Source organism: Mycobacterium sp. OAE908 (assembly GCF_017872775.1).
Taxonomy (GTDB): Bacteria; Actinomycetota; Actinomycetes; order Mycobacteriales; family Mycobacteriaceae; genus Mycobacterium.
In genome coordinates this window covers 2938509-2958236 of the sequence record NZ_JAGGJL010000001.1, presented here as the reverse complement: position 1 = coordinate 2958236, position 19728 = coordinate 2938509, and the positions used below count along the sequence as shown (strand labels likewise).

Genomic DNA, 19728 nt, shown 5'->3' with positions numbered 1-19728 from the left:
AACGTGTCACCAGTCGTCGAAAGGGTCACGGATGCAGCGGGTTTCCATCGGAAGCCGATTGTTGCGACGGTGGACGGTGCTGGTGGCAGTAGTCGTTGTGGCGATTGCTGGGTTCGCTGTGTATCGGCTGAACGGCATCTTCGGTTCCAAGGACGTCACCTCAACTCCCGACGCCGCGGCCAATGAGATTCATCCGTTCAACCCCAAGCACGTAGTCATGGAGGTGTTCGGCCCCCCTGGCACGGTCGCGACCATCACCTACCTGGACATCAACGCCCAACCGCAGCGGGTCGACGCCGCGCAGCTGCCGTGGGCCTATGACACGACCACCACCCAACCGGCCGTCTTCGTCAACGTCTCCGCCCAGGGCGACAGCGACTCCATCGGCTGCCGGATCAAGATCGACGACGTCGTCAAGGACGAAAGAACGGTCAACACGTTGAACGCCTTCACCTACTGCTTGGACAAGTCCGGATGAGCCATTACGTCGCCGACCGCCCGACTCTGACGAATCGCGTCGCCAAGTGGATTCGTTGGTTCTGCGTGCCGATCGTGTTGTTCTGGGTGGCCGTCGCAGCACTGACCAACGTGTTCGTCCCGCAGCTCGAAAAAGTCGGTGAAGAGCACAACGTCGCGTTGAGCTCCCCGAGTTCGCCTTCGCTGCAAGCATTTCAGCGCATCGGCAAGGTGTTCCACGAGTTCAACTCCGACAGTGCCGCGATGGTGGTGCTCGAGGGTGACCAGCCGCTTGGCGCCGACGCACACCGCTACTACGACGAGCTGGTCAAGCGGTTCAACGAGGACACCAAGCACGTCCAGCATGTGCAGGACTTCTGGGGTGACCCGCTGACCGCGGCGGGCTCGCAGAGCGCCGACGGGAAGGCCGCATACGTCCAGGTGTTCCTCTCCGGCAACCAGGGCGAGCAATTGTCGCTGAAGTCGGTCGACGCGCTGCGCGACATCATCGCCAAGACGCCAGCGCCGCCGGGTATCCACGCCTACGTCGCCGGCTCGGCAGCCCAGATCGCCGATCAGTTCGCGGTGGGCAACGAAAGCACCAATTTCGTCACGGCGCTGACCGTCGGCGTCATCGCCATCATGTTGCTCATCGTCTACCGGTCGCCGGTCACCATGCTCCTCGCGCTCGTCACGGTGCTCATCGAGATGGCCGCGGCCCGCGGGATCGTGTCGTTCCTGGCGAATGTCGGACTCATCGGGCTGTCGACGTATTCGACCAACATCCTCACCCTGTTGGTCATCGCCGCGGGCACCGATTACGTCATCTTCTTGCTCGGCCGCTATCACGAGAGACGCAACGAGGGCGACGAGCGTGAGGTCGCGTTCTACGACATGTATCGCGGCACGTCGCACGTGATACTCGGGTCAGGGCTGACGATCGCGGGTGCAGTGGCCTGCCTCTACTTCACCCGACTGCCCTACTTTCAGAGCCTCGGGATTCCGGCCGCGATCGGGGTGGTCGTCGCGCTGCTCGCCTCGTTGACGCTGGCGCCCGCGGTGCTGGTGATCGGCGGTCGCTTCGGCCTGCTGGATCCCAAACGCAAGACCGCCAAGCGGGGTTGGCGGCGGATCGGCACGGCGATAGTTCGTTGGCCAGGGCCCATCCTGGTCGCCACGCTGGCGCTGGCCTTCATCGGACTGGCGTCGCTGGCGGGTTACACGGTGAGTTACGACGTCAGTCAGTACATGCCGGCGAGCGCGCCGTCCAATGTAGGAAACGCCGCCGCGGAACGTCACTTCTCGAAGGCACGTCTGAATCCGGAACTGCTGATGGTCGAAACCGACCACGATCTACGCAATCCCACCGACATGATCCTGTTGGAGCGGGTCGCCAAGGCCGTCTTCCACACCGACGGCGTTGCGCAGGTGCAGTCGATCACCCGGCCGTTGGGCACGCCGCTGGACCACACGTCGATTCCGTTTCAGATCAGCGCGAACAGTGCGGCGCAGCTCAACAACCTGCCTTTCCAACAGGACCGCGCCAACGACCTGCAGAAGCAGGTGAGCGTCATCAACGACTCGATCAACATCCTGCGGCAGCAGTACGCGCTGCAGCAGCAGTCGAGTGCGGTGACGCACGAACAGACGGTGGCTTTTCAGCAGACGGTGGTCGTGGCGCAGGAGTTGCGTGACAAGATCGCGAACTTCGACGACTTCTTCCGGCCGATCCGCAACTACTTCTATTGGGAGCCACACTGTTACGACATCCCGATCTGCTGGGCGTTGCGCTCCCTGTTCGACGCGTTGGACGGCATCAACGACTTGACCGACCAGCTGGCCAATGTGTCGGGCAGCATCGCGAAACTGGATGAGCTGCAGCCCAAACTGCTCGCGCTGATCCCGCCGCAGATCACCAATCAGCAGACCAACCGCGACTTGACGATGACGAACTACGCGACGCAGTCCGGTCTCTACGACCAGAGTGGGGCGGCGCTGCAGAATTCGACCGCGCTTGGCCAGGCGTACGACGCATCGAAAACCGACGACTCGTTCTACCTACCGCCCGAGGCGTTCAGCAACCCCGAGTTCCTGCGCGGGCTGAAGTTGTTCCTCTCGCCGGACGGCAAGGCCGCGCGGATGATCGTCACCCACGACGTGGATCCGGCGACGCCCGAGGGTCTTTCGCACATCGAGGCGATGCGGCACTCCGCGATGGAAGCGGTCAAGGGCACGCCGTTGGCCGGGTCCAAGATCTATCTCGGTGGAGAAGCCTCCACGTACAAGGACATTCAAGACATGGCGCGCTACGACCTGATCATCGCCGGCATCGCGTCGCTGTGCCTCATCTTCCTGATCATGTTGTTCATCACGCGCAGCCTGGTCGCGGCGCTGGTGATCGTGGGCACGGTGGCGTTGTCGTTGGGCGCGTCGTTCGGCCTTTCGGTGTTGGTGTGGCAGCACCTACTCGGCGTGGACTTGTACTGGGTGATATTGCCGTTGGCGGTGATCCTGTTGCTGGCCGTCGGATCGGACTACAACCTGCTGCTGGTCTCCCGATTCAAGGAGGAGATCCATGCCGGCATCAACACCGGCATCATCCGGTCGATGGCGGGCAGTGGTTCGGTGGTGACCGCGGCGGGGCTGGTGTTCGCCTTCACCATGGCGTCGTTCATCTTCAGCGACTTGCGAGTGCTCGGTCAGATCGGGACGACGATCGCGCTGGGGCTGTTGTTCGACACGTTGATTGTGCGGTCGTTCATGACGCCGTCGATCGCGGCGCTGCTCGGCCGGTGGTTCTGGTGGCCGGTGCGGGTGCGCCAGCGGCCGATCCCACAGAGGTTCGGAGAGGATCGGCAGCTGGCGCTGTTCTAGCTGGCAAAACGAACCTCTTCAGATTTCTTTTCAAAAAAGTGTGGGAGACGGGACCGCCGGCCGCTCCTAACGGGTGAACGCAGCCCACCAGGGGCTGCGACGACCCTGAAGGAACAAATCATGACCAGCACCAACACCACACGGAAGCGGTGGATCGCTGCGACCGCCAAGATCGTCATCGCATCCGGCGCCATCGCCGCCGGCGCCATGGCTCTGTCCCCCGCCGCTCAGGCGGACGCCCAGTTCGACGCGTTCAAGCAGTCCTGCGTCAGCAACCCCGGCGCGTATGTGGCCGGCGCCGTGCGCGGCGAATACAGCGAGGGGGACATCGTTCCCGGCCTCTATACCGACCAGATCTGCTCGCTATACGGCCCGGCCAAGTATGTGTGGGTGCTGGGCCATCCCGTCCCGGCTCCCAACAGCAATAAGCACCTTGGCGACTACACGCGGCGGGCCTACACCCCTCCGCCTGGTCCTGGCCAGGTGAACCCCGGTTAACCGACGACACCACGACCTCGAGAACATCATGGCCAGCACCAGTTCCACACGACGGCGACTGAGGGCTTTAATCCTTTTGGTCCTCCTCGTTTTCGGCCGTTTGGGTGTCGTTGCCGCCATCACGGCGCCCACGTCATCCGCCCCACACGCAGACCCGCAGTTCGATGCGTTCAAGCAAACCTGTACTGCCGACCCGTGGTCCTATGCACCACGGGCGGTTCGCGGCGTCTACCGCGAGCGGCCGGCCGCTAGCGGTGCGATTGACCAGATTTGCTCGCTGTACGGTCCGCCGGAGCCTTCATTTCCCGAGGGCAAATGGCTGCGTGACTACACAATGCGGAACTGCCCCCAGCCACAGGGCGCCCGACCCGTTGACACTCCACCGCCTCCGACAGCTGTCGGTTCAGCGGCTTCGCTGGCAACCCCGATGACGGCGGGGTAGGTCGTGGTGATTTTCATTGCACAGCGCTGGCAAGGAGGCCATGATGAGGTACTTACCATTTGCCGGGAGCCGGCTGGGGGCAAGCTATGACGAGTACCCATGTGGCACCCGCGCTGGCCGATGACGACGCCACGCTTGCCCGCGCCGCCGCGGCCGGAAACCAGAAGGCGTTCGCGGCGATCTATGACCGCTACGCCGACCGGCTTCATGACTTCTGCGTCGGAATGCTGCGTGATCGGCACGCCGCCGCGGACTGTGTGCAGGACGTGTTCGTGACGGCCGCCAGCCGACTGGCCCAGTTGCGAGAACCGGAACGCCTGCGTTCGTGGCTGTACGCCATCGCCCGCAACGAGGCGCTGGCCGTGATCCGGGCCCGGCGGCGCGAACTCCCCAGCGAAGAACTGCCGGAGATCACGAACCGCCAGCCCGACCTCGCGACCCTGGCCGCGCGGAGCGAGCTGGCCGATCTCATCAGCGACGCATGCGGTGGGCTCGCAGAGCGTGATCAGGTGGTGCTCGAGCTGTCGTACCGAAAAGGCTTGGCGGGGCCGGAACTTGCTGAGGCCCTTGGTGTTACGCCAAGAAACGCCAATGTCCTGGTCGAGCGGTTGCGCGACACCATCGCGCGGTCGCTGGGCGCGCTGCTCGTCTGCCGCCAGGTGCGCGCCAACCCTGCCAAGTGCCCAGAATTGGCTGCGCTGATTGAACATTGGGATGGCCAGTTCACGGTGTTGATGCGTAAGCGCGCGGCTCGCCATATCGACGGCTGCCCTCGATGCGAGCAGCAGCGGGCGAGCATGGTCACTCCGGCAGCACTTCTCGGTGCCGCACCAGTGATCGTCCCGGCCCCCGCCTGGTTGCGCGAGCACACCCTGTCACAAGGCATGAAAGCGTTGCCATCCGGACCGTCGGCGTCGACCGGCGGCGGTGCGTCGAGCAACGAATCATGGTGGCCCGCAAATGATTTGGATACTACCGATCTTCCCGACGGTCCGCTCGACGCTGCCAAGCCGCCCTCTGAAGCGGCATCGGCATCCGGCGGAACGACGAAATTCCTCAAGCGCCATGTCTGGGCGGCGGTCGGAGTGGCGGGGGTAGTCGTCGCAGGCGGCGTCGCCCTCGTCGAGGTGCCGCAGATCTATTCCGTGCACCCGGCCGTCTCGACTGACCATCCCACGACAGCACCGTCACCATCGGCGTCGGCAACGGCGACCGTGCCGAGGCCGTCGGGCAACGTCGCGAAGACCGGATCACCGGATTCCCCGACTACATTGCCTCCAACGCCTGCCTCTACCGTGACTCCAGGTGGCTCGCGTGTCCCTGTGCAGACGCCGGAACCAAGCGAGGCCCTGCCAACACCGACGCCCGGCAGGGGCCGCCAGAGCGAGCCGCCGCCCAGTACCCCGACTAAACCATCTGCGCCACAAGGTAATTCGGGCGGACCGACCAAACCGCCAGCCGGATCCGGTGGATCGGGCCAACCGCCGGGCGGGTCGGGTGGCTCGGGCTCGGGCGGGTCGACCGGTGGCTCGGGCTCGGGCGGGTCGTCCAGCGGATCCTCCGGTGGTTCGTCGGGAGGTTCCGGTGGCGGACCAACCGCCCCGACCTCCCAAGCAGGCAAGACAGCCGCGCCTGGACACCTACCGTCTGGTGAAACCGGCATCGGTGGCGGCCCCAACAACTGCGTCCCGCCGACGTGCATACCGACCAACGGGCCTGCCAGGTAAACCGTCAGAACTGTTGGCGCGCTGCGCCTAGCAGTCAAACACCGACCAGCAGAGGTCATTTCGCAAGCGTTGGTCGTCGACGACGAGATCGCGGATCGCCGCCGGGAGTTGCTCACGCTGCCATTGGCATTCACGCCTTCCAGCGGCCTCACCTTCGCCGTGCGGCGCGGCAGCACGTACCGCCTTTATCGCGTAGGCGGCTGCACCAAGCTCGTGTGCTGCGACATGTGCGACGACTGCGGCCTGGCCGGCAGCGTAGGCGGCATACCGGGGCGCCCCACGCAAGTCCCTGGCCGCGCCCATGGCGTGGCCGCCGGCGGCGCGCGCTTGCATCATCTTGACCTCGCCGCGCACCCAGGCGCGGGCATGCTCGATCGCTTGACGCGGCCTCGGGTCCTGCGGTCGAACCGACTCGAAACAGTGAAGGACATGCTCAGCGCACTGTGCTGCCCACAGCGCAAGGAGATGATGGTCTGAATCTGTGAGCGTCCCGCCGCGGCGGATCGTCACCAGGCGAGGGTCCCGGACTTTCGAAAGGATCATCGCACTCCATTGTCGATTACTGGTTTGACCTCGCGGGCCAATACCATCGCTGGTGCTATGACCGACAATGCCCTGGTCGCTCCCGCGACCCCCGACACCGTTTCAGCTGGCCGTATCGGGGCTGAGGCGGCCCGCCGCCGTACCTTCGCCGTGATCAGCCATCCCGACGCCGGCAAATCCACGTTGACCGAGGCGCTGGCGCTGCACGCCCGGGCCATCACCGAGGCCGGCGCGGTGCACGGTAAAGCGGGCCGCCGCTCGACGGTGTCGGACTGGATGGAGATGGAGAAGGCCAGGGGCATCTCGATCACCTCGACGGCGTTGCAGTTCCCGTACCGCAGCTGCGTGATCAACCTGCTCGACACCCCGGGCCACGCCGACTTCTCCGAGGACACCTACCGGGTGCTCACGGCCGTCGACTCCGCGGTGATGCTGATCGACGCCGCGAAAGGCCTTGAGCCGCAGACGCTGAAGCTGTTTCAGGTGTGCAAGCACCGACGGATCCCGATCATCACGGTGATCAACAAGTGGGACCGGCCCGGCCGCCACGCCCTGGAGCTGATGGACGAGATCCAGGCCCGCATCGGGCTGCGCCCCACTCCCCTGACCTGGCCTGTCGGCATCGCCGGCGACTTCAAAGGCGTGCTCGACCGCCGAAGTGGCAACTACGTCCGGTTCACCCGGACCGCAGGTGGCGCCACCGCTGCTCCCGAAGAGCACATCGCCGTGGCCGACGCCCATAGCGCCGCCGGAGTCGACTGGGAGAACGCCGTCGAGGAGTCTGAACTGCTGTCCGCCGACGGTTCCGACTACGACCGCGAGCAGTTCCTGAGCGGCGCGACCACCCCGGTGCTGTTCACCTCCGCGGCGTTGAACTTCGGGGTCAATCAGCTGCTCGACGTGCTCGTCGACATCGCGCCGCCACCCAGCGGTGCGCTCGACGTCGACGGGACACGGCGCGGCACCGAATCACCTTTCAGCGCTTTCGTTTTCAAGGTGCAGGCCGGAATGGACTCCGCGCACCGCGATCGCATCGCCTACGCGCGCGTCGTCTCGGGCACCTTCGAACGCGGCGACGTGCTCACCCACGCCGCCACCGGCAAGCCGTTCGTCACCAAGTACGCACAATCGGTGTTCGGGCAGCAACGCGCCACGCTGGATACGGCATGGCCAGGAGATGTCATCGGACTGGCCAACGCTGCCACCCTGCGCCCGGGCGACACGCTGTATCGCGACGTCCCGGTGCAATATCCGCCGATACCGAGCTTCTCTCCCGAGCATTTCGCGGTGGCCCGCGGCACCGATCCCAGTAAGCACAAGCAGTTTCGCCGCGGGATCGAACAGCTCGAGCAGGAGGGCGTCGTTCAGGTGCTCCGCTCAGACCGTCGCGGTGACCAGGCTCCGGTACTTGCCGCCGTCGGTCCGATGCAGTTCGAAGTGGCTACTCACCGGATGGCCACCGAGCTCAGCGCCCCGATATCGCTGGAGTCACTGCCCTACCAAGTCGCGCGGATCCTCGACCCCGCCGACGCCGAATTCATGGCCAAGCAGGTGTCCTCCGAGGTCCTGACACGCACTGACGGGGTGATGCTTGTGCTGTTCTCCACCCGTTGGCGGCTGGAAGGTTTCCAACGCGACAACCCCGACGTGAAGCTGGGATCGTTGGTGGCGGCGGAGGGGTAAACCCGGCAAACAGCACCTCAAGGCTCTTTCGGGCTCGCCGCGGTCGCAAGCAAGGACATAACGACGTCATCACAAAGGGGTACGGCAGATCTCGACCGGCCAGAAATGTCGACCTGAGGGCGGTCTAGGCGGTACGGTCCAAGCGGGTTGACTCTCCAGCCTCGCGGAAACGTCACGGCGGCGATCTGACCTCCCCGCCGAAAAGGGCGCCTGAGCCCCGACGTCAGCCGATCTTCACGGTTGCGCATGACGCAGGGGGGTCCCGTGTCTGCTTGTTGGTCGTTTATAACGACTTGGGCGGATCTCGGCGCGCGTGTGCGTTGCCCCGCTACCGGGTCTGTACAGTCTGTCTGTCTGCAACGCAAGGCACCACGCTTCATCCGGGGCGAGGTGACCATCTGGGGTGTACACAGAGGAGACCCGCACCTCCGCACTCATCGTCGGCCCCTTGGCAGGGCTGGACGACGGTCGAACCCCAGCGGCTCGCGCATCATCGCCACGCGCAGCGTCCCCAGCTCGCTGGATGACTCGAACAACCTCCACAGGCGTCAAAACGTCTATGTCTAAAGGACTTTCGTGAGCCAATTCACCGAGACAATGTTCACCAATGCGAAATGGAGCATGCGGAGCTTCATTACCGGAGAGCCGCATGCACCGCTTCGGCAGAGCTGGGCCGAAGTTCACCAGCGCGCCGCGCGAATCGCGGGCGGACTGGCCGCCGCCGGCATCGGGCACGGTGACGCCATCGCGGTGCTGGCGGGCGCGCCCGTCGAGATAGCGCCTACCGCCCAAGGGATTTGGATGCGCGGCGCCAGCGCGACGATGCTGCATCAGCCGACGCCCCGCACCGATCTGGTGCGGTGGGCAGACGAGACGACGGCCGTCATCAACATGATTTCGGCGAAAGCCGTCATCGTTTCCGATCCGTTCATGGCCGCGGCGCCGGTGCTGGCCGAACTCGGCATGACGGTGCTGACCATCGAGGCACTGCTCGCGAACGCCCCTGTTGGACCCGTCAAGAGCTACGACGACGACATCGCGTTGATGCAGCTGACATCGGGCTCAACGGGTTCGCCGAAGGCCGTCCAGATCACGCACGCCAACATCGTCGCCAACGCCGAGGCGATGATGGAAGGCTGCGACTTCGATCTCGACAGCGACGTGATCGTGAGTTGGCTGCCGTGCTTCCACGACATGGGCATGACGGGCTACCTCACCGTGCCGATGTACATCGGCGCCGAGCTCGTCAAGATCACGCCGATGGACTTTCTGCGGGATACGTTGTTGTGGGCCAAGCTGATTGACAAGTACCGCGGCACCATGACCGCTGCTCCGAACTTCGCCTACAACCTGTTCGCGAACCGGTTGCGCAAGCAGGCCAAGCCCGGGGAGTACGACTTGTCGTCGCTGCGGTGGGCGCTGTCGGGGGCGGAGCAGGTGGACCCCGTCGACGTCGAGGATCTCTGCGAGGCGGGCGCCCCATTCGGGCTGCGCCCTGAGGCGATCATCCCCGCCTACGGCATGGCCGAGACGACGGTGGCCGTGTCGTTCTCCGAATGTGGCGGCGGCATGAAGGTCGACGAGGTGGACGCCGATCTGCTGTCCGTCCTGCATCGCGCGGTCCCCGCGACACGCGGAAACACCCGGCGACTGGTCACCCTGGGCCAGCCGCTGAAAGGCATGGAGCTACGCGTCATCGATGAGGACGGCGCGGTGCTGGGATCGCGCGCAGTCGGCGTCATCGAGGTGCGCGGCGAGCCTGTGACCCGCGGATACACCACGGTGGCCGGGTTCATCGAGGCGCAGGACGCGCGGGGCTGGTACGACACCGGCGACCTCGGCTACCTGACCGAAACCGGCGATGTGGTGGTGTGCGGACGCCTCAAGGACGTCATCATCATGGCCGGCCGCAACATCTACCCCACCGACATCGAACGTGCGGCGGGCCGCGTATCCGGGGTGCGCCCGGGATGTGCGGTCGCGGTGCGGCTGGATGCCGGGCTGTCGAGGGAGACCTTCGCGGTCGCGGTGGAGTGCAAGGAATTCGATGATCATGAAGAGATTCGCCGGGTGGAACGCCAGGTAGCGCACGAAGTTTTCGCCGAGGTCGACGTGCGGCCGCGAAACGTCGTCGTGCTCGCGCCCGGCATGATCCCGAAGACTCCGTCGGGCAAGCTGCGACGCGCGCACGCATTGTCACTCGTCAACTGACATGGCCCTGCCCGGCGAGTAAGTTCCAACGCAGGATGGCTGATTACGACGCGCAGCCCGGTCGGGTATCGGCACCGGAGCCGGATCTGTCTGCCGCCCAACGCGAAGCCGACGAGGACGACCTGCATGCCGCGCTCACCGGTGTGGCCGGCATCGTCGCAGGCGCCCGCAGCCTGCTCGCGGTGCTCGGTGATGTGGCGGAGTTCGCGCAGCAGGCGATTCCCGGCGTCAACGGTGCCGGCGTCACACTCGTCGACACCGGGGCAGATTCGATCGAAACATGGGCAGTCACTGGGGAGTTCGTCGAAGACATCGACAAGGCGCAATATCTCGACGTCCAGGAGGGTCCTTGTCTGACATGCATGTCTTCGCGGCGGGCCACCGTGAGCGGGTCGCTGGGAAGTGACAGCCGGTGGCCGCACCTTGGTGGCCGAGTGGCCAGGATGGGCGTGCATTCCGCACTGGCACTGCCACTCATCGTGGACTACAAGGTGATCGGCGCCATCAATGCCTACGCCTACCGGCGCGACGCGTTCGGAGAGCACGCGGTGCAGTTGGGCACTCAGTTCGCCGGACCGGCTGCAGTATCGGTGTACAACGCACAGCTGCTCGACAGTGCCCGGGAGCGCACCAACCAGCTGCAGCGTGCGCTGGACAACCGCGCCGTGATCGATCAGGCGATCGGGATAATTCGGAGCCGGTCGGGCGCCGGCGCGGAAGAGGCGTTCAGCCGATTGATGCGGCTGAGCCAGGCGCAGAACATCAAGCTGCACCTCGTGGCCCAGCGGCTGGTTGACGAGGCGGTGCGGCGCGCGCAAGCCCGCCGACGCCCTTAAGCCCTTGGGGACGTTGCGAATTCAGCGATCGCCGCGACCAGCACCGGCCGCGCATGACGGTCGGTCATCAATCGGCGGGCCACAACCGTGAGGTGTTCATTGTTGGCCCTGGCGTAGGCCCGCAGCACCGCGAACGCGTCCTCCACCGACACATCGAGGGCTTCGCGCAGGAATCCCTTGGCCTGCTCGATCAGCACCCGGCCGGCCAGCGCGGCGCGCAACTGCGGGATGACGGTCGACGGGGTCGGTGCGTGCTCGCGCAGCAGCGCGACACTCGCTACGTGGGCGAGGGTCTGCGCTACGAGGCGGTCGGCGTCGTCGAGTTCGCCGGGGCCGCTGCCGAACAGTCCGAGCGCACCGAGGACGAGGCCCGCCGCGCGCATCGGCACAGCGTGTACGGACGCGAACCCTGCCTGCAGCGCTGCCGGGACGAACCGGGGCCATCGCTCCTCGGCCGCCGTCAGGTCCGCGACCGAGACCGGCTTTCCGGTGGAATAGCAATCGATGCACGGGCCCTCGTCGGCCTGCAACTGGAACAGTTCCAATTCACGAGCCCGTTCGGTGGTAGCGGCCAGCAGATGCAGCTGGTCGAGCGGGTCGGCGAGCAGGAAGCCTGCGGCGGCGACGTCAAGCAGCTCCACGCAGCGCTCGCTGAATTCGGTGAGAAGTTCTACGGTGTCGAAGTCCTCGAGCACGGTTTCGACGAGGGAGACCACCGCGTCGAGTGCGCTGGTTTCGCGGGCGGGTTCAGTCACGATGCCCTCCAATGTCGTCGTGCAGCGGTGGCGGTTTGCGGACCTGCATTCAATCCTCCTCCCCGAGCCTCAACCGACGGTCGAGGATGTCGCGGGCCACATCAGTGGCGCTGCGGCCGGTCGCATAGGCGTGGGCACGCAGCCGCACCAGGGCCTCGGCGGGTTCGACCCCGAGCTGAGCGACCAGCATGCCGGTGGCCTGGCTGACCTCGGCGCGCGAAAGGGTGTGGAGGTCGGCCCAGGCATTGCTGTCGGGGTCGTCGAACGCGGCCTGCATGTCGGTGTCGAGAAGATCGAGCAGTGGGATGCTGGCCAGCTCGGCGGCGGCGATGGCTCCGGCGAAGTGGTGGTCCTCCAGACGCTTGGGCTCGGTGCGAAACAGGTCGAGTGCGCCGATGTATTCGCCTGCGACCAGGACGGGCATCGCATAGACGCCGTGCACCTTGAGGTCCAGCATGGCAGGGCCGTACACCGGCCAGCGCTCTTCGTCGGGGTCGGCGAGGTCGACGACGGCGACCGGTGAGCGGCGGGCGACGGAGTCCAGGCAGGGGCCCTCGCCGAGGATGAACTGGAGCTCGTCGTACATTCGCGCGGGTTCGCCGCTGGAGCCCAGCGTGCCGCTGTTGGCCCCGTCGAACACCAGCGAGATCGCCGCGGCGTCAACATCGAAGAGGGTCACACACGCCTCACAGAGCCGATCAGCGGCGTCTACCCCACGCGTGCCGTCGACCGCGGCGAGGAGCTCGTCGTGGATGGCCATCTAATTCATGCTCGCGAGCGCCATTCGGCCAGAAGGCTGTGGGCCAGTCGGACGTAGGCGGCGGCCACCACCGGCCATGTCAACTCCGCTGCGCGGTTGCGCGCCTCGGCGGCCATGGTGCCGGCAAGGCGGGGCTGCCGGATGACCGTACGCAGCGCCGCCGCCAGCGCCTCGGAGTCGTCGGGGTCAACGATGATGCCGGCCCCACTGTTGAGAAGCTCGACGGCATGCGGAAATTCGGATGCGACAACAGGTCTGCCGTTCGCGATCGCATCGACGAGCACGCCGCAACTCACATGCTCGTCGGAGTCGAAGGGCAGCGCGATGACAGCTGCCTGCTGAATCAACGCCGTCAGCATCGGCCCCGAGTAGTAACCGGGGTCGAATTTCACCGAATCCGCCACGTCGAGGCGCCGGGCTTGTTCGATTCGTGCGCTCCGATACGCCTCGCCCTCGGCGGCCATGACTCGCGGATGGGTGGGACCGGCGACCACGTATCGGGGCCGCCCCGGCAAATCCTTCAAATGGGGCATCGCGTCGATGACTTTTTCGATGCCTTTCCCCGGGCCCATCAGCGCGCACGTCAAGATGATCGGCCTGCTGGGAACTTTCACCCGAGGGGCCTCGGGGACCGTCGCACCCAGCGGAATCATCGCGACTCTGCGACGGTCGACCTGATAGGTCAGGCATAGCTGCCGGCGTGCCGCCTCGGACGTGACGACCAGGTGGCTCGCGGTGGCCGCGATCGCTTCGAGAACCGAACGCTGTTGTGCAGTTGGCTTTTTGGGAACAGCGTGGGCGATGACGATCGAAGGAACACGCAGCCCACGAAGAACATCTATCACGCTTTCGCCGTCGATGCAGTCGACGGCATTACCGTATTGGATGACCGCGACGTCAGCCTGGTCGAGCCGGCTGCGGCACGAACCGATCTCTTGCTGCCCTGAAGAAAATTCACCGTCGGGCACCCAAATGACGTCTGTGTCCGATCCGTGAGCACGCAATGCAGCGGACAAACCGGCGCTGAATTTCGCAGCCCCGCAGGGGGGTGACGTTTGGGTGCTGAGAATCGCGAACCGTGCGGTGCGGGAAAGTCGTTGCGGTGCAGCAGGACTCGCCGATTCGACGATGGTTGGAGCGTTCAACGTGATCCCGACATTCCGGTACCTGCGTGTCCGGCATGAGCGGTTGCTCGGCGCGATCAGCGGTCAGGACGGCTGACACAGCCCGGAGTGGCTGGGTTTCCAACGGGTTTTACGGTACACCCGAGGCCCGCCGCGGTGAGGCAGGAATCGCATGTTTTGTGGCGTATGGTCGAAAGAATCGGGACCAATCAGGCCCCCATAAAGCAAGGGGCCAGCAGTGTCTGACAAGTCTCCGCGGCAAGCGATGTCCAAGAAGTCCGGAAAGTCTTTGAAGGAGAAACGGGCGGACAAGAACGCGAAGTCCGCAGCCAAACTCGCGGCCACGGAGTCGATCACGGATCTGAACAAGCGGCGCTGAGTCTGGCCATTGAAATGAGATGTGGGCTGGCGGGAATGATCCCACCAGCCCACAGTTAGACCGGACTCGTTAGAGCGCCGTCACTCCGACCGCCTGAGGGCCCTTGTTGCCCTGTTCGATGTCGAACTGCACGCGCTGGTTCTCCTCGAGCGACCTGAATCCGCCGCCCTGGATTGCCGAGTAATGAACGAACACGTCTTCGGTGCCGCCGTCTGGGGTGATGAAGCCGAAGCCCTTGTCACCGTTGAACCACTTCACAGTTCCCTGTGCCATACTTTTCAACTACTTTCATTCTTGAACGGATGCACCTGAGCATCCTCGACAACGCTAACACGGACGGCCCCTTTCGCCCACTTCAGGCGTTGTTTATGGCCGGTTTTCGACGTTTGGACGCAACGGTTTTCGCGCCTGGCAGATGGCACTTTGCAGCGTTTGCTCGCCGAGTCGCGTCGCATGTCGCCGGGTGTATCGTCAATGGTGAACCGTTTCGTTTGTCAACGTGATCCTGCCCCCGTGGGGCCGAACCAGATCGACGTGCGATCCGATTTGCATGCCGGTCGCGTCACTGTATTCGTCTCGATCGGTTTCGAAGCGAAGGACAAGTCCGTGGATCACGCGTTGAATATCAAAACCTCTGCGAACCAACTGATTTCGGCTATTCGTCCATGAGCCGCCCAGATCCCAGACGGTTGGCCAAACCGACCCGGGTCACGTTGGCGACCGTGCTGATCGACAATGAGGTCAACGGGGCATGGTGGCCGCACAGTCCATCGGTGGCACGCGAGCTACCCGGACTGATGGACGCGGTTCGCGATCGACTGGGCGATGTCGTCGACATCGGTGTCAATTGGTCGGCGATCGACGGGGTGCTCGACCTCGATTCCTTGACTCGTCGGGGGGCTGACGTGCTACCCGGCTGGAAGACTCGCCGCCAACGCGTCATGACGGTTACTGGCAGCCTGGCCCGAGCGAACCTGCTGGTGGTGCCCTGTGCGACGAGCACGGCGCTGGCCGTGATGGTGCTGCGCCGGGCCGCCTGCCTACCGGTGTTTGCCAGCCACATGGAGTCCGCCGCTTACCGCGCGGCCGACGAGATCGTTCGTGCGGCGCAGGCGGAATGCGGGCGGTCGAAATCCGGCGCCGGCCCGGCGACGCCGATTCAGCCGGTGAGCAGCCTCTAAGCCGCGTGCGATCAGGCCGCTCGCCTGGTGCTCCGGCGACGCCTGGGGCGGCCGCCGGCAGGCGCACGTCGCTGCGATCCTTGCGCGTGCGGCGCGGCGTTGGCGGGCTGCAGGGCCTTCGGAGCCTGATATGGGGCGATTTCCCCGACGAGCGCCTTGACGGGTTCCGAGTGCGCTGAAACCTCTTGCGGGCGAACGCTGATGCCCGCTTTGCGCATGACGTGCTGCAGCTCGCGGCGTTGCTCGGGCAGCACCACGGTGACGACGTCACCGGCGTTGCCTGCGCGGGCGGTGCGGCCGGAGCGGTGCAGATAAGCCTTGTGCTCCACCGGAGGGTCAACGTGCACAACCAGTTCGACGGCGTCGACGTGCACACCACGCGCGGCGATGTCGGTGGCGACCAGTACGCGGGCGGTGCCTGCGCTGAACGCCGCGAGGTTACGGTCCCGTGCGGGTTGAGAGAGGTTGCCGTGCAAGTCAACTGAGGGCACACCGGATTCGGTGAGCTGACGGGCGAGCTTGCGTGCCTGATGTTTGGTGCGCATGAACAGAATCCGGCGCCCGGTGCCAGAGGCAAGGTGGCGAACCAGTTCCGTCTTGGCCTTGGTGTCGGCGACGTGGAAGACGTGGTGAGCCATCTCCTGGACCGGCGAGTGCGCCTCGTCGACGGAGTGGGTGACCGGGTTGCGCAAGAAGCGCTTCACCAGCTTGTCCACGCCGTTGTCCAAGGTGGCGGAGAACAGCAGCCGCTGTCCGCTTGCGGGGGTGGCGGCCAGGATACGGGTGACGCCGGGAAGAAAGCCGAGGTCAGCCATGTGATCGGCCTCGTCGACGACGGTGACCTCCACCGCGTCGAGGGAGATGACGCGCTGCTTCATCAAGTCTTCCAGCCGGCCCGGGCAGGCCACGACGATGTCGACGCCGGCGCGCAGCGCACTGACCTGGCGGCTCTGCGGCACGCCACCGAAGATCGTGGTGACCTTCAGGCCGTGCGCGGCCGCGAGGGGTGTGAGAGCAGCAGCAATTTGAGTCGCGAGCTCCCGCGTCGGCGCGAGGACAAGTCCGGTGGGCCGCTTCCGTTGCGGCAACGCCGCGATCCGGGTGATCAACGGCAGCGAGAAGGCAAGTGTCTTACCGCTTCCGGTTTTGCCGCGTCCCAACACATCTCGGCCTGCGAGGGTGTCGGGAAGAGTCTTCTCCTGGATCGGGAAGGGATTGAGGATGCCGCGCGCGGTGAGTGCATCGATGAGCGGCTGGCCAACGCCGAGGTCGGCGAAGGTCGGTTGGGTTGTCACGTTGAGAGATGTCTTTCGGTGGTTGCGCTGTGCGCGGCGAGGCTCGACGCGCACGAGTGCAAGGTGGCGAGATTGCCGGTGGGCAATATCGATCGCCGCGAGAAAACCAAGTGCGTGTGCACGGGTGAGAAGTGATCCACGACGTACCGGCGTCGAATTTCCCGACGCCTGCGTTACGCCCAGCGTACAGGGTCGATGGTTTCGTAGGAAATCACTGCGGCCTGGCCGGCTGTTAGCCGATCGACACCAATTGGTCGATCGAGTCGTTCGGAAGGTCCCCGTCGACGATCGCCATCACCTCCATTTTGGTGAGTTCGATTGCGCCCTTGTGGTTGTCGAGGAACGCGATGTCGGCAGCGTCACGCCCGGTGGCGATGCGCACCAACGACTGACGAGGTGCCAGCAAGGTCCCGTCGACCACCCGCCATTGCCCGTCCACGAATGCCTCGGCCACCGCATGGAAGTCCATCGGTGATAGTCCCGGCGCGTACACCGAGACGACTCGGGCGGGCATTTTCACGGCCCGCAACAACGCGACAACCAAATGTGCGTAGTCGCGGCAGACTCCGGCGCCGGCAAGCAGGGTGTCGACCGCGCCGTCGATCGGGTCGCTGGATCCGGGTACGTAGTTGAGTCGGGTGCCGACCCACGAGGACACCTTTTCCAGCAACGTCGTCGAGTCGGCGTAGTTGCCGAATTCTGTTGCGGCGAAACCGAAGAATTTGTCGGCCTCGGCGTAGCGGCTGGGGCGCAGATACATCGACAGGTCGTACTCGGTGACGGGCGCGGGTTCGGCTCGGCCGACGATCGCTGCGGCGTAGTGGACGCTCAGGCTGCCGGCTGGCACTTCGAGTTTGTGGATGCGGTTGCCGTGTACACCGCTTACCTCCAGCGGCTCCACGTTCGAGCCGTTCAAGTTGAACGACAGGGTCTCCGAAACCGAGGCGTTGGGATGCGGCGCGACCGCAATCTGGAACTCCAATGTCGTCGGCGATGTGATTTCGATCTCTAGTTCGGCCGCGACCTCTCGTCTCACTTCAGTCCCTCTCGTCCATCGCACCGTGACTCGGCACCAAGTCATTGACGTACCGTCGATGGACGCCGCGCTTTGCAACGTCGAGATCAGTCGCTTCACCCATCGTATCCGCCGCCAGGGCGAATGGGGCGACTGCACGAAGCCGTCACCGCGCGCGGCCACGCCCGGTGATCAGCTCGATCTCACATCGGATGCCTGGGACGCGAGCATTGGTGCGCTGAGACACCCACCGAGAGCGATATCGTGATTCCTCGGTGCTGAGTCGATTTCGGAGGAGTCCGACGATATGACGGGGCCAGTTCTCGAGGTCGACATCGATGCGCTGAATGCCGACGGTGGGCGGCTACAGTCGCTGGGGCATCCGTTCAAGCCGTCGAACTGCGCGCCACCAGGTTCTGACTCCACATCACTTGGCGCAGCGAGGACGCTGAACGCGCATGAGACCGCGCTGATTGAACTACTGGAATACGCGGCTCGGGTCCGAGAGTATGGCGGCGCTGTTATCAAGTCAGCAGCTGTGGTGTTCGAACTGGCAGATCGAGCGGGAGCCGCCGCCATCCACCGTGTCGATAACTCTGACGCGCCGCCGGTCACATCGTCGTCGGGTCCACTGCAGATGCCGGTGCTGCCGCCGATGCCGCATCAGCCGCCGATTGCGATCATTCCCGAGCCGCCGGCACCGCCGTCGATCGGGGGCGAGCAGTTCTCCAAGGATTTGCATTCAGGTCCGGGTTCGGGTGATCTGCGGGACTTTTCGCGCGCGTGGCACAACTACAGCCAAGACATAACCCACGCTGCTGACGACACCCGCTCGGTCGCTATGAAGGTCACCGACCATTGGTCTACCGGCGACGTGGCAGCCAACAACATCATGGACCATGCCAAGTGGTTGGACTCTGCAGCCGCGTGGGCAGAACGACTTTCCGTTGAGGCGGAAGGGGTGGCGCATGCATTCGACATTGCGAAGGAGAACACACCGACCCCGGATGAGTTCGCCGATGCCGAATCAGACGTGATGAAAGCGGCGGCGTTGATGGCTGTTTCGCCGGCGATCGGCATGATCGAGTACCAACAAGCGACATCTCGTTATGCCGAGTTGGTCACGAAGGCGGAGGACGCCGAGAAGCAGTATCACGCCGCAGTCAGCGACGCCCTAACGGGAGTCGGCCACCCGATAGCGCCGTGTCCACCGATCGCCACCCAGTCGGACATCCCGTCACCGCCAATGGAGCCCCAACTCGGGCCCGGTGTGAAACTCGCTCCAGAGACGCCGCTCATCATCGCACGCTCACAGATTGAGGCGAAGTTCAAACATGCCCAGGACTTTGGCGTTACCGAGCCGCGCGGGAAAGCAGGCTTCGACGCATTTGAGAACGCTGTGCAAGAGCAAGTGAGCGACCCTGCCACCATGCACATCGCAGGCACGTACAGGGGTGATCCGGCCATCCTCAACTACAATCCGTCAACCGGTACGGTGGTTGTACAGAGCCCGACTGGTGAATTCATTTCGGGGTGGCGTGTTTCGCAGGCGCAAGCGACCAATATCTTGAACCAAGGGAAGCTCGGAGGTGGATGATGCCCGCAGATGAAGCCAGCGTGTCCCGAATGCTCGAGAATTATCGGGAATTGATCCACCGCTTTGTAATTGGGGATATCTCGGCCGACAGGTTTGAGACGGACTACCTAGCTCGGTTCAAAGATGACCCGAACCAAGTGATCGGCGAGCAGTTCGACATCCTGGACGAACTCTTCGCCGACGTCGACGACTACGTCAGCGATCCCGCCCTCAGAGAGCGCACGGGTGGCATCAGCGGCGAAGAGCTAAGGGCTCGGGCGCGCGACGCCTATGCTCGCCTCTACGAAGGCCGCGAATGCCCTTAGCGACGTCTTGTTGTCCATACCAGGAACAGCAGTGATCAGAGGCGAGG

At 64.7% G+C, this 19728-nt stretch carries 19 protein-coding genes; 12 read left to right on the top strand and 7 right to left on the bottom strand.

Going from position 1 to position 19728, the window contains the following annotated elements; genetic code table 11:
• Nucleotides 1-31 precede the first annotated feature (31 nt).
• From J3E61_RS14575 to J3E61_RS14560, 4 genes are all read left to right on the top strand, one after another.
• Nucleotides 32-478, top strand: a complete 447-nt coding sequence (locus J3E61_RS14575) for a transport acessory protein MmpS (protein ID WP_210084040.1) — start codon at nt 32-34, stop codon at nt 476-478.
• On the top strand, nt 475-3330 hold the full coding sequence (locus tag J3E61_RS14570; protein WP_210084039.1) for an MMPL family transporter: 2856 nt from the start codon (nt 475-477) through the stop codon (nt 3328-3330). The genes J3E61_RS14575 and J3E61_RS14570 overlap by 4 nt, the downstream gene beginning before the upstream one ends.
• A gap of 120 nt (nt 3331-3450) precedes the next feature.
• Complete coding sequence (locus tag J3E61_RS14565; protein ID WP_210084038.1) at nt 3451-3828, top strand: hypothetical protein; 378 nt, start codon at nt 3451-3453, stop codon at nt 3826-3828.
• A 528-nt stretch (nt 3829-4356) separates the two neighbouring features.
• A complete protein-coding gene (locus J3E61_RS14560) occupies nt 4357-5997 on the top strand; it encodes a sigma-70 family RNA polymerase sigma factor (protein WP_210084037.1) in 1641 nt (546 codons plus the stop codon).
• A 27-nt stretch (nt 5998-6024) separates the two neighbouring features.
• On the opposite strand, the gene J3E61_RS14555 is transcribed toward J3E61_RS14560, so the two are convergent.
• Nucleotides 6025-6540: a hypothetical protein gene (locus J3E61_RS14555; protein WP_192722251.1), complete on the bottom strand. Its 516-nt coding sequence runs from the start codon at nt 6538-6540 to the stop codon at nt 6025-6027.
• Between the two features lie 57 nt (nt 6541-6597).
• Between J3E61_RS14555 and J3E61_RS14550 the strand changes: the two genes are divergently transcribed.
• The 3 genes from J3E61_RS14550 (at nt 6598) to J3E61_RS14540 (ending at nt 11270) form a co-directional block, all read left to right on the top strand.
• The gene (locus J3E61_RS14550) at nt 6598-8223 is read left to right on the top strand and encodes a peptide chain release factor 3 (RefSeq protein WP_210084036.1); all 1626 of its coding nucleotides are present in this window, start codon (nt 6598-6600) and stop codon (nt 8221-8223) included.
• 576 nt (nt 8224-8799) lie between these two features.
• A complete protein-coding gene (locus J3E61_RS14545) occupies nt 8800-10434 on the top strand; it encodes a fatty acyl-AMP ligase (protein WP_210084035.1) in 1635 nt (544 codons plus the stop codon).
• Between the two features lie 35 nt (nt 10435-10469).
• Complete coding sequence (locus tag J3E61_RS14540) at nt 10470-11270, top strand: GAF and ANTAR domain-containing protein (protein WP_210084034.1); 801 nt, start codon at nt 10470-10472, stop codon at nt 11268-11270.
• On the opposite strand, the gene J3E61_RS14535 is transcribed toward J3E61_RS14540, so the two are convergent.
• Genes J3E61_RS14535 through J3E61_RS14525 form a run of 3 tightly spaced genes read right to left on the bottom strand, consistent with a single transcriptional unit; the run spans nt 11267 to nt 13915 of the window.
• Nucleotides 11267-12025 (bottom strand): GAF domain-containing protein, encoded by a 759-nt coding sequence (locus tag J3E61_RS14535; RefSeq protein WP_192722255.1) that lies wholly within the window; start codon nt 12023-12025, stop codon nt 11267-11269. The genes J3E61_RS14540 and J3E61_RS14535 overlap by 4 nt on opposite strands.
• A 49-nt stretch (nt 12026-12074) precedes the next feature.
• Nucleotides 12075-12785: an ANTAR domain-containing protein gene (locus tag J3E61_RS14530; protein ID WP_192722256.1), complete on the bottom strand. Its 711-nt coding sequence runs from the start codon at nt 12783-12785 to the stop codon at nt 12075-12077.
• Nucleotides 12786-12790: 5 nt separating this feature from the next.
• Nucleotides 12791-13915 (bottom strand): glycosyltransferase, encoded by a 1125-nt coding sequence (locus J3E61_RS14525; RefSeq protein WP_210085564.1) that lies wholly within the window; start codon nt 13913-13915, stop codon nt 12791-12793.
• On the opposite strand from J3E61_RS14525, the gene J3E61_RS14520 reads away from it, so the two are divergent.
• Together J3E61_RS14520 and J3E61_RS14515 are read left to right on the top strand one after the other, a co-directional pair.
• The gene (locus J3E61_RS14520) at nt 13845-14006 is read left to right on the top strand and encodes a hypothetical protein (RefSeq protein ID WP_192722500.1); all 162 of its coding nucleotides are present in this window, start codon (nt 13845-13847) and stop codon (nt 14004-14006) included. The two genes, J3E61_RS14525 and J3E61_RS14520, sit on opposite strands and share 71 nt — an antisense overlap.
• A gap of 141 nt (nt 14007-14147) precedes the next feature.
• The gene (locus J3E61_RS14515; protein WP_192722257.1) at nt 14148-14288 is read left to right on the top strand and encodes a hypothetical protein; all 141 of its coding nucleotides are present in this window, start codon (nt 14148-14150) and stop codon (nt 14286-14288) included.
• A 69-nt stretch (nt 14289-14357) separates the two neighbouring features.
• Here the strand turns inward: J3E61_RS14515 and J3E61_RS14510 are convergent, their stop codons facing one another.
• Complete coding sequence (locus tag J3E61_RS14510; RefSeq protein ID WP_192722258.1) at nt 14358-14561, bottom strand: cold shock domain-containing protein; 204 nt, start codon at nt 14559-14561, stop codon at nt 14358-14360.
• Between the two features lie 392 nt (nt 14562-14953).
• Between J3E61_RS14510 and J3E61_RS14505 the strand changes: the two genes are divergently transcribed.
• Nucleotides 14954-15469 carry a hypothetical protein gene (locus J3E61_RS14505; RefSeq protein ID WP_210084033.1) on the top strand — a complete coding sequence of 172 codons (516 nt, stop codon included), beginning with the start codon at nt 14954-14956 and terminating at the stop codon, nt 15467-15469.
• A gap of 11 nt (nt 15470-15480) precedes the next feature.
• On the opposite strand, the gene J3E61_RS14500 is transcribed toward J3E61_RS14505, so the two are convergent.
• Nucleotides 15481-16764, bottom strand: a complete 1284-nt coding sequence (locus tag J3E61_RS14500) for a DEAD/DEAH box helicase (RefSeq protein ID WP_210084032.1) — start codon at nt 16762-16764, stop codon at nt 15481-15483.
• A gap of 232 nt (nt 16765-16996) precedes the next feature.
• Complete coding sequence (locus J3E61_RS14495; protein WP_210084031.1) at nt 16997-17800, bottom strand: transglutaminase family protein; 804 nt, start codon at nt 17798-17800, stop codon at nt 16997-16999.
• Nucleotides 17801-18416: 616 nt separating this feature from the next.
• Between J3E61_RS14495 and J3E61_RS14490 the strand changes: the two genes are divergently transcribed.
• On the top strand, nt 18417-19376 hold the full coding sequence (locus J3E61_RS14490; RefSeq protein ID WP_210084030.1) for a PPE domain-containing protein: 960 nt from the start codon (nt 18417-18419) through the stop codon (nt 19374-19376).
• Entirely contained in the window at nt 19376-19681 is a 306-nt protein-coding gene (locus J3E61_RS14485) for a hypothetical protein (RefSeq protein ID WP_210084029.1), read from the top strand. Before J3E61_RS14490 ends, J3E61_RS14485 begins: the two co-directional genes overlap by 1 nt.
• Nucleotides 19682-19728: the final 47 nt, after the last annotated feature.

Bases quoted from the DNA above. Each gene is read 5' to 3' on its own strand.
- J3E61_RS14570 (WP_210084039.1), top strand. From the start codon at position 475: ATGAGCCATTACGTCGCCGACCGCCCGACTCTGACGAATCGCGTCGCC.
- J3E61_RS14565 (WP_210084038.1), top strand. From the start codon at position 3,451: ATGACCAGCACCAACACCACACGGAAGCGGTGGATCGCTGCGACCGCC.
- J3E61_RS14540 (WP_210084034.1), top strand. From the start codon at position 10,470: ATGGCTGATTACGACGCGCAGCCCGGTCGGGTATCGGCACCGGAGCCG.
- J3E61_RS14550 (WP_210084036.1), top strand. From the start codon at position 6,598: ATGACCGACAATGCCCTGGTCGCTCCCGCGACCCCCGACACCGTTTCA.
- J3E61_RS14510 (WP_192722258.1), bottom strand. From the start codon at position 14,561: ATGGCACAGGGAACTGTGAAGTGGTTCAACGGTGACAAGGGCTTCGGC.
- J3E61_RS14505 (WP_210084033.1), top strand. From the start codon at position 14,954: ATGAGCCGCCCAGATCCCAGACGGTTGGCCAAACCGACCCGGGTCACG.
- J3E61_RS14575 (WP_210084040.1), top strand. From the start codon at position 32: ATGCAGCGGGTTTCCATCGGAAGCCGATTGTTGCGACGGTGGACGGTG.
- J3E61_RS14490 (WP_210084030.1), top strand. From the start codon at position 18,417: ATGCCGGTGCTGCCGCCGATGCCGCATCAGCCGCCGATTGCGATCATT.
- J3E61_RS14485 (WP_210084029.1), top strand. From the start codon at position 19,376: ATGCCCGCAGATGAAGCCAGCGTGTCCCGAATGCTCGAGAATTATCGG.
- J3E61_RS14530 (WP_192722256.1), bottom strand. From the start codon at position 12,785: ATGGCCATCCACGACGAGCTCCTCGCCGCGGTCGACGGCACGCGTGGG.
- J3E61_RS14560 (WP_210084037.1), top strand. From the start codon at position 4,357: ATGACGAGTACCCATGTGGCACCCGCGCTGGCCGATGACGACGCCACG.
- J3E61_RS14555 (WP_192722251.1), bottom strand. From the start codon at position 6,540: ATGATCCTTTCGAAAGTCCGGGACCCTCGCCTGGTGACGATCCGCCGC.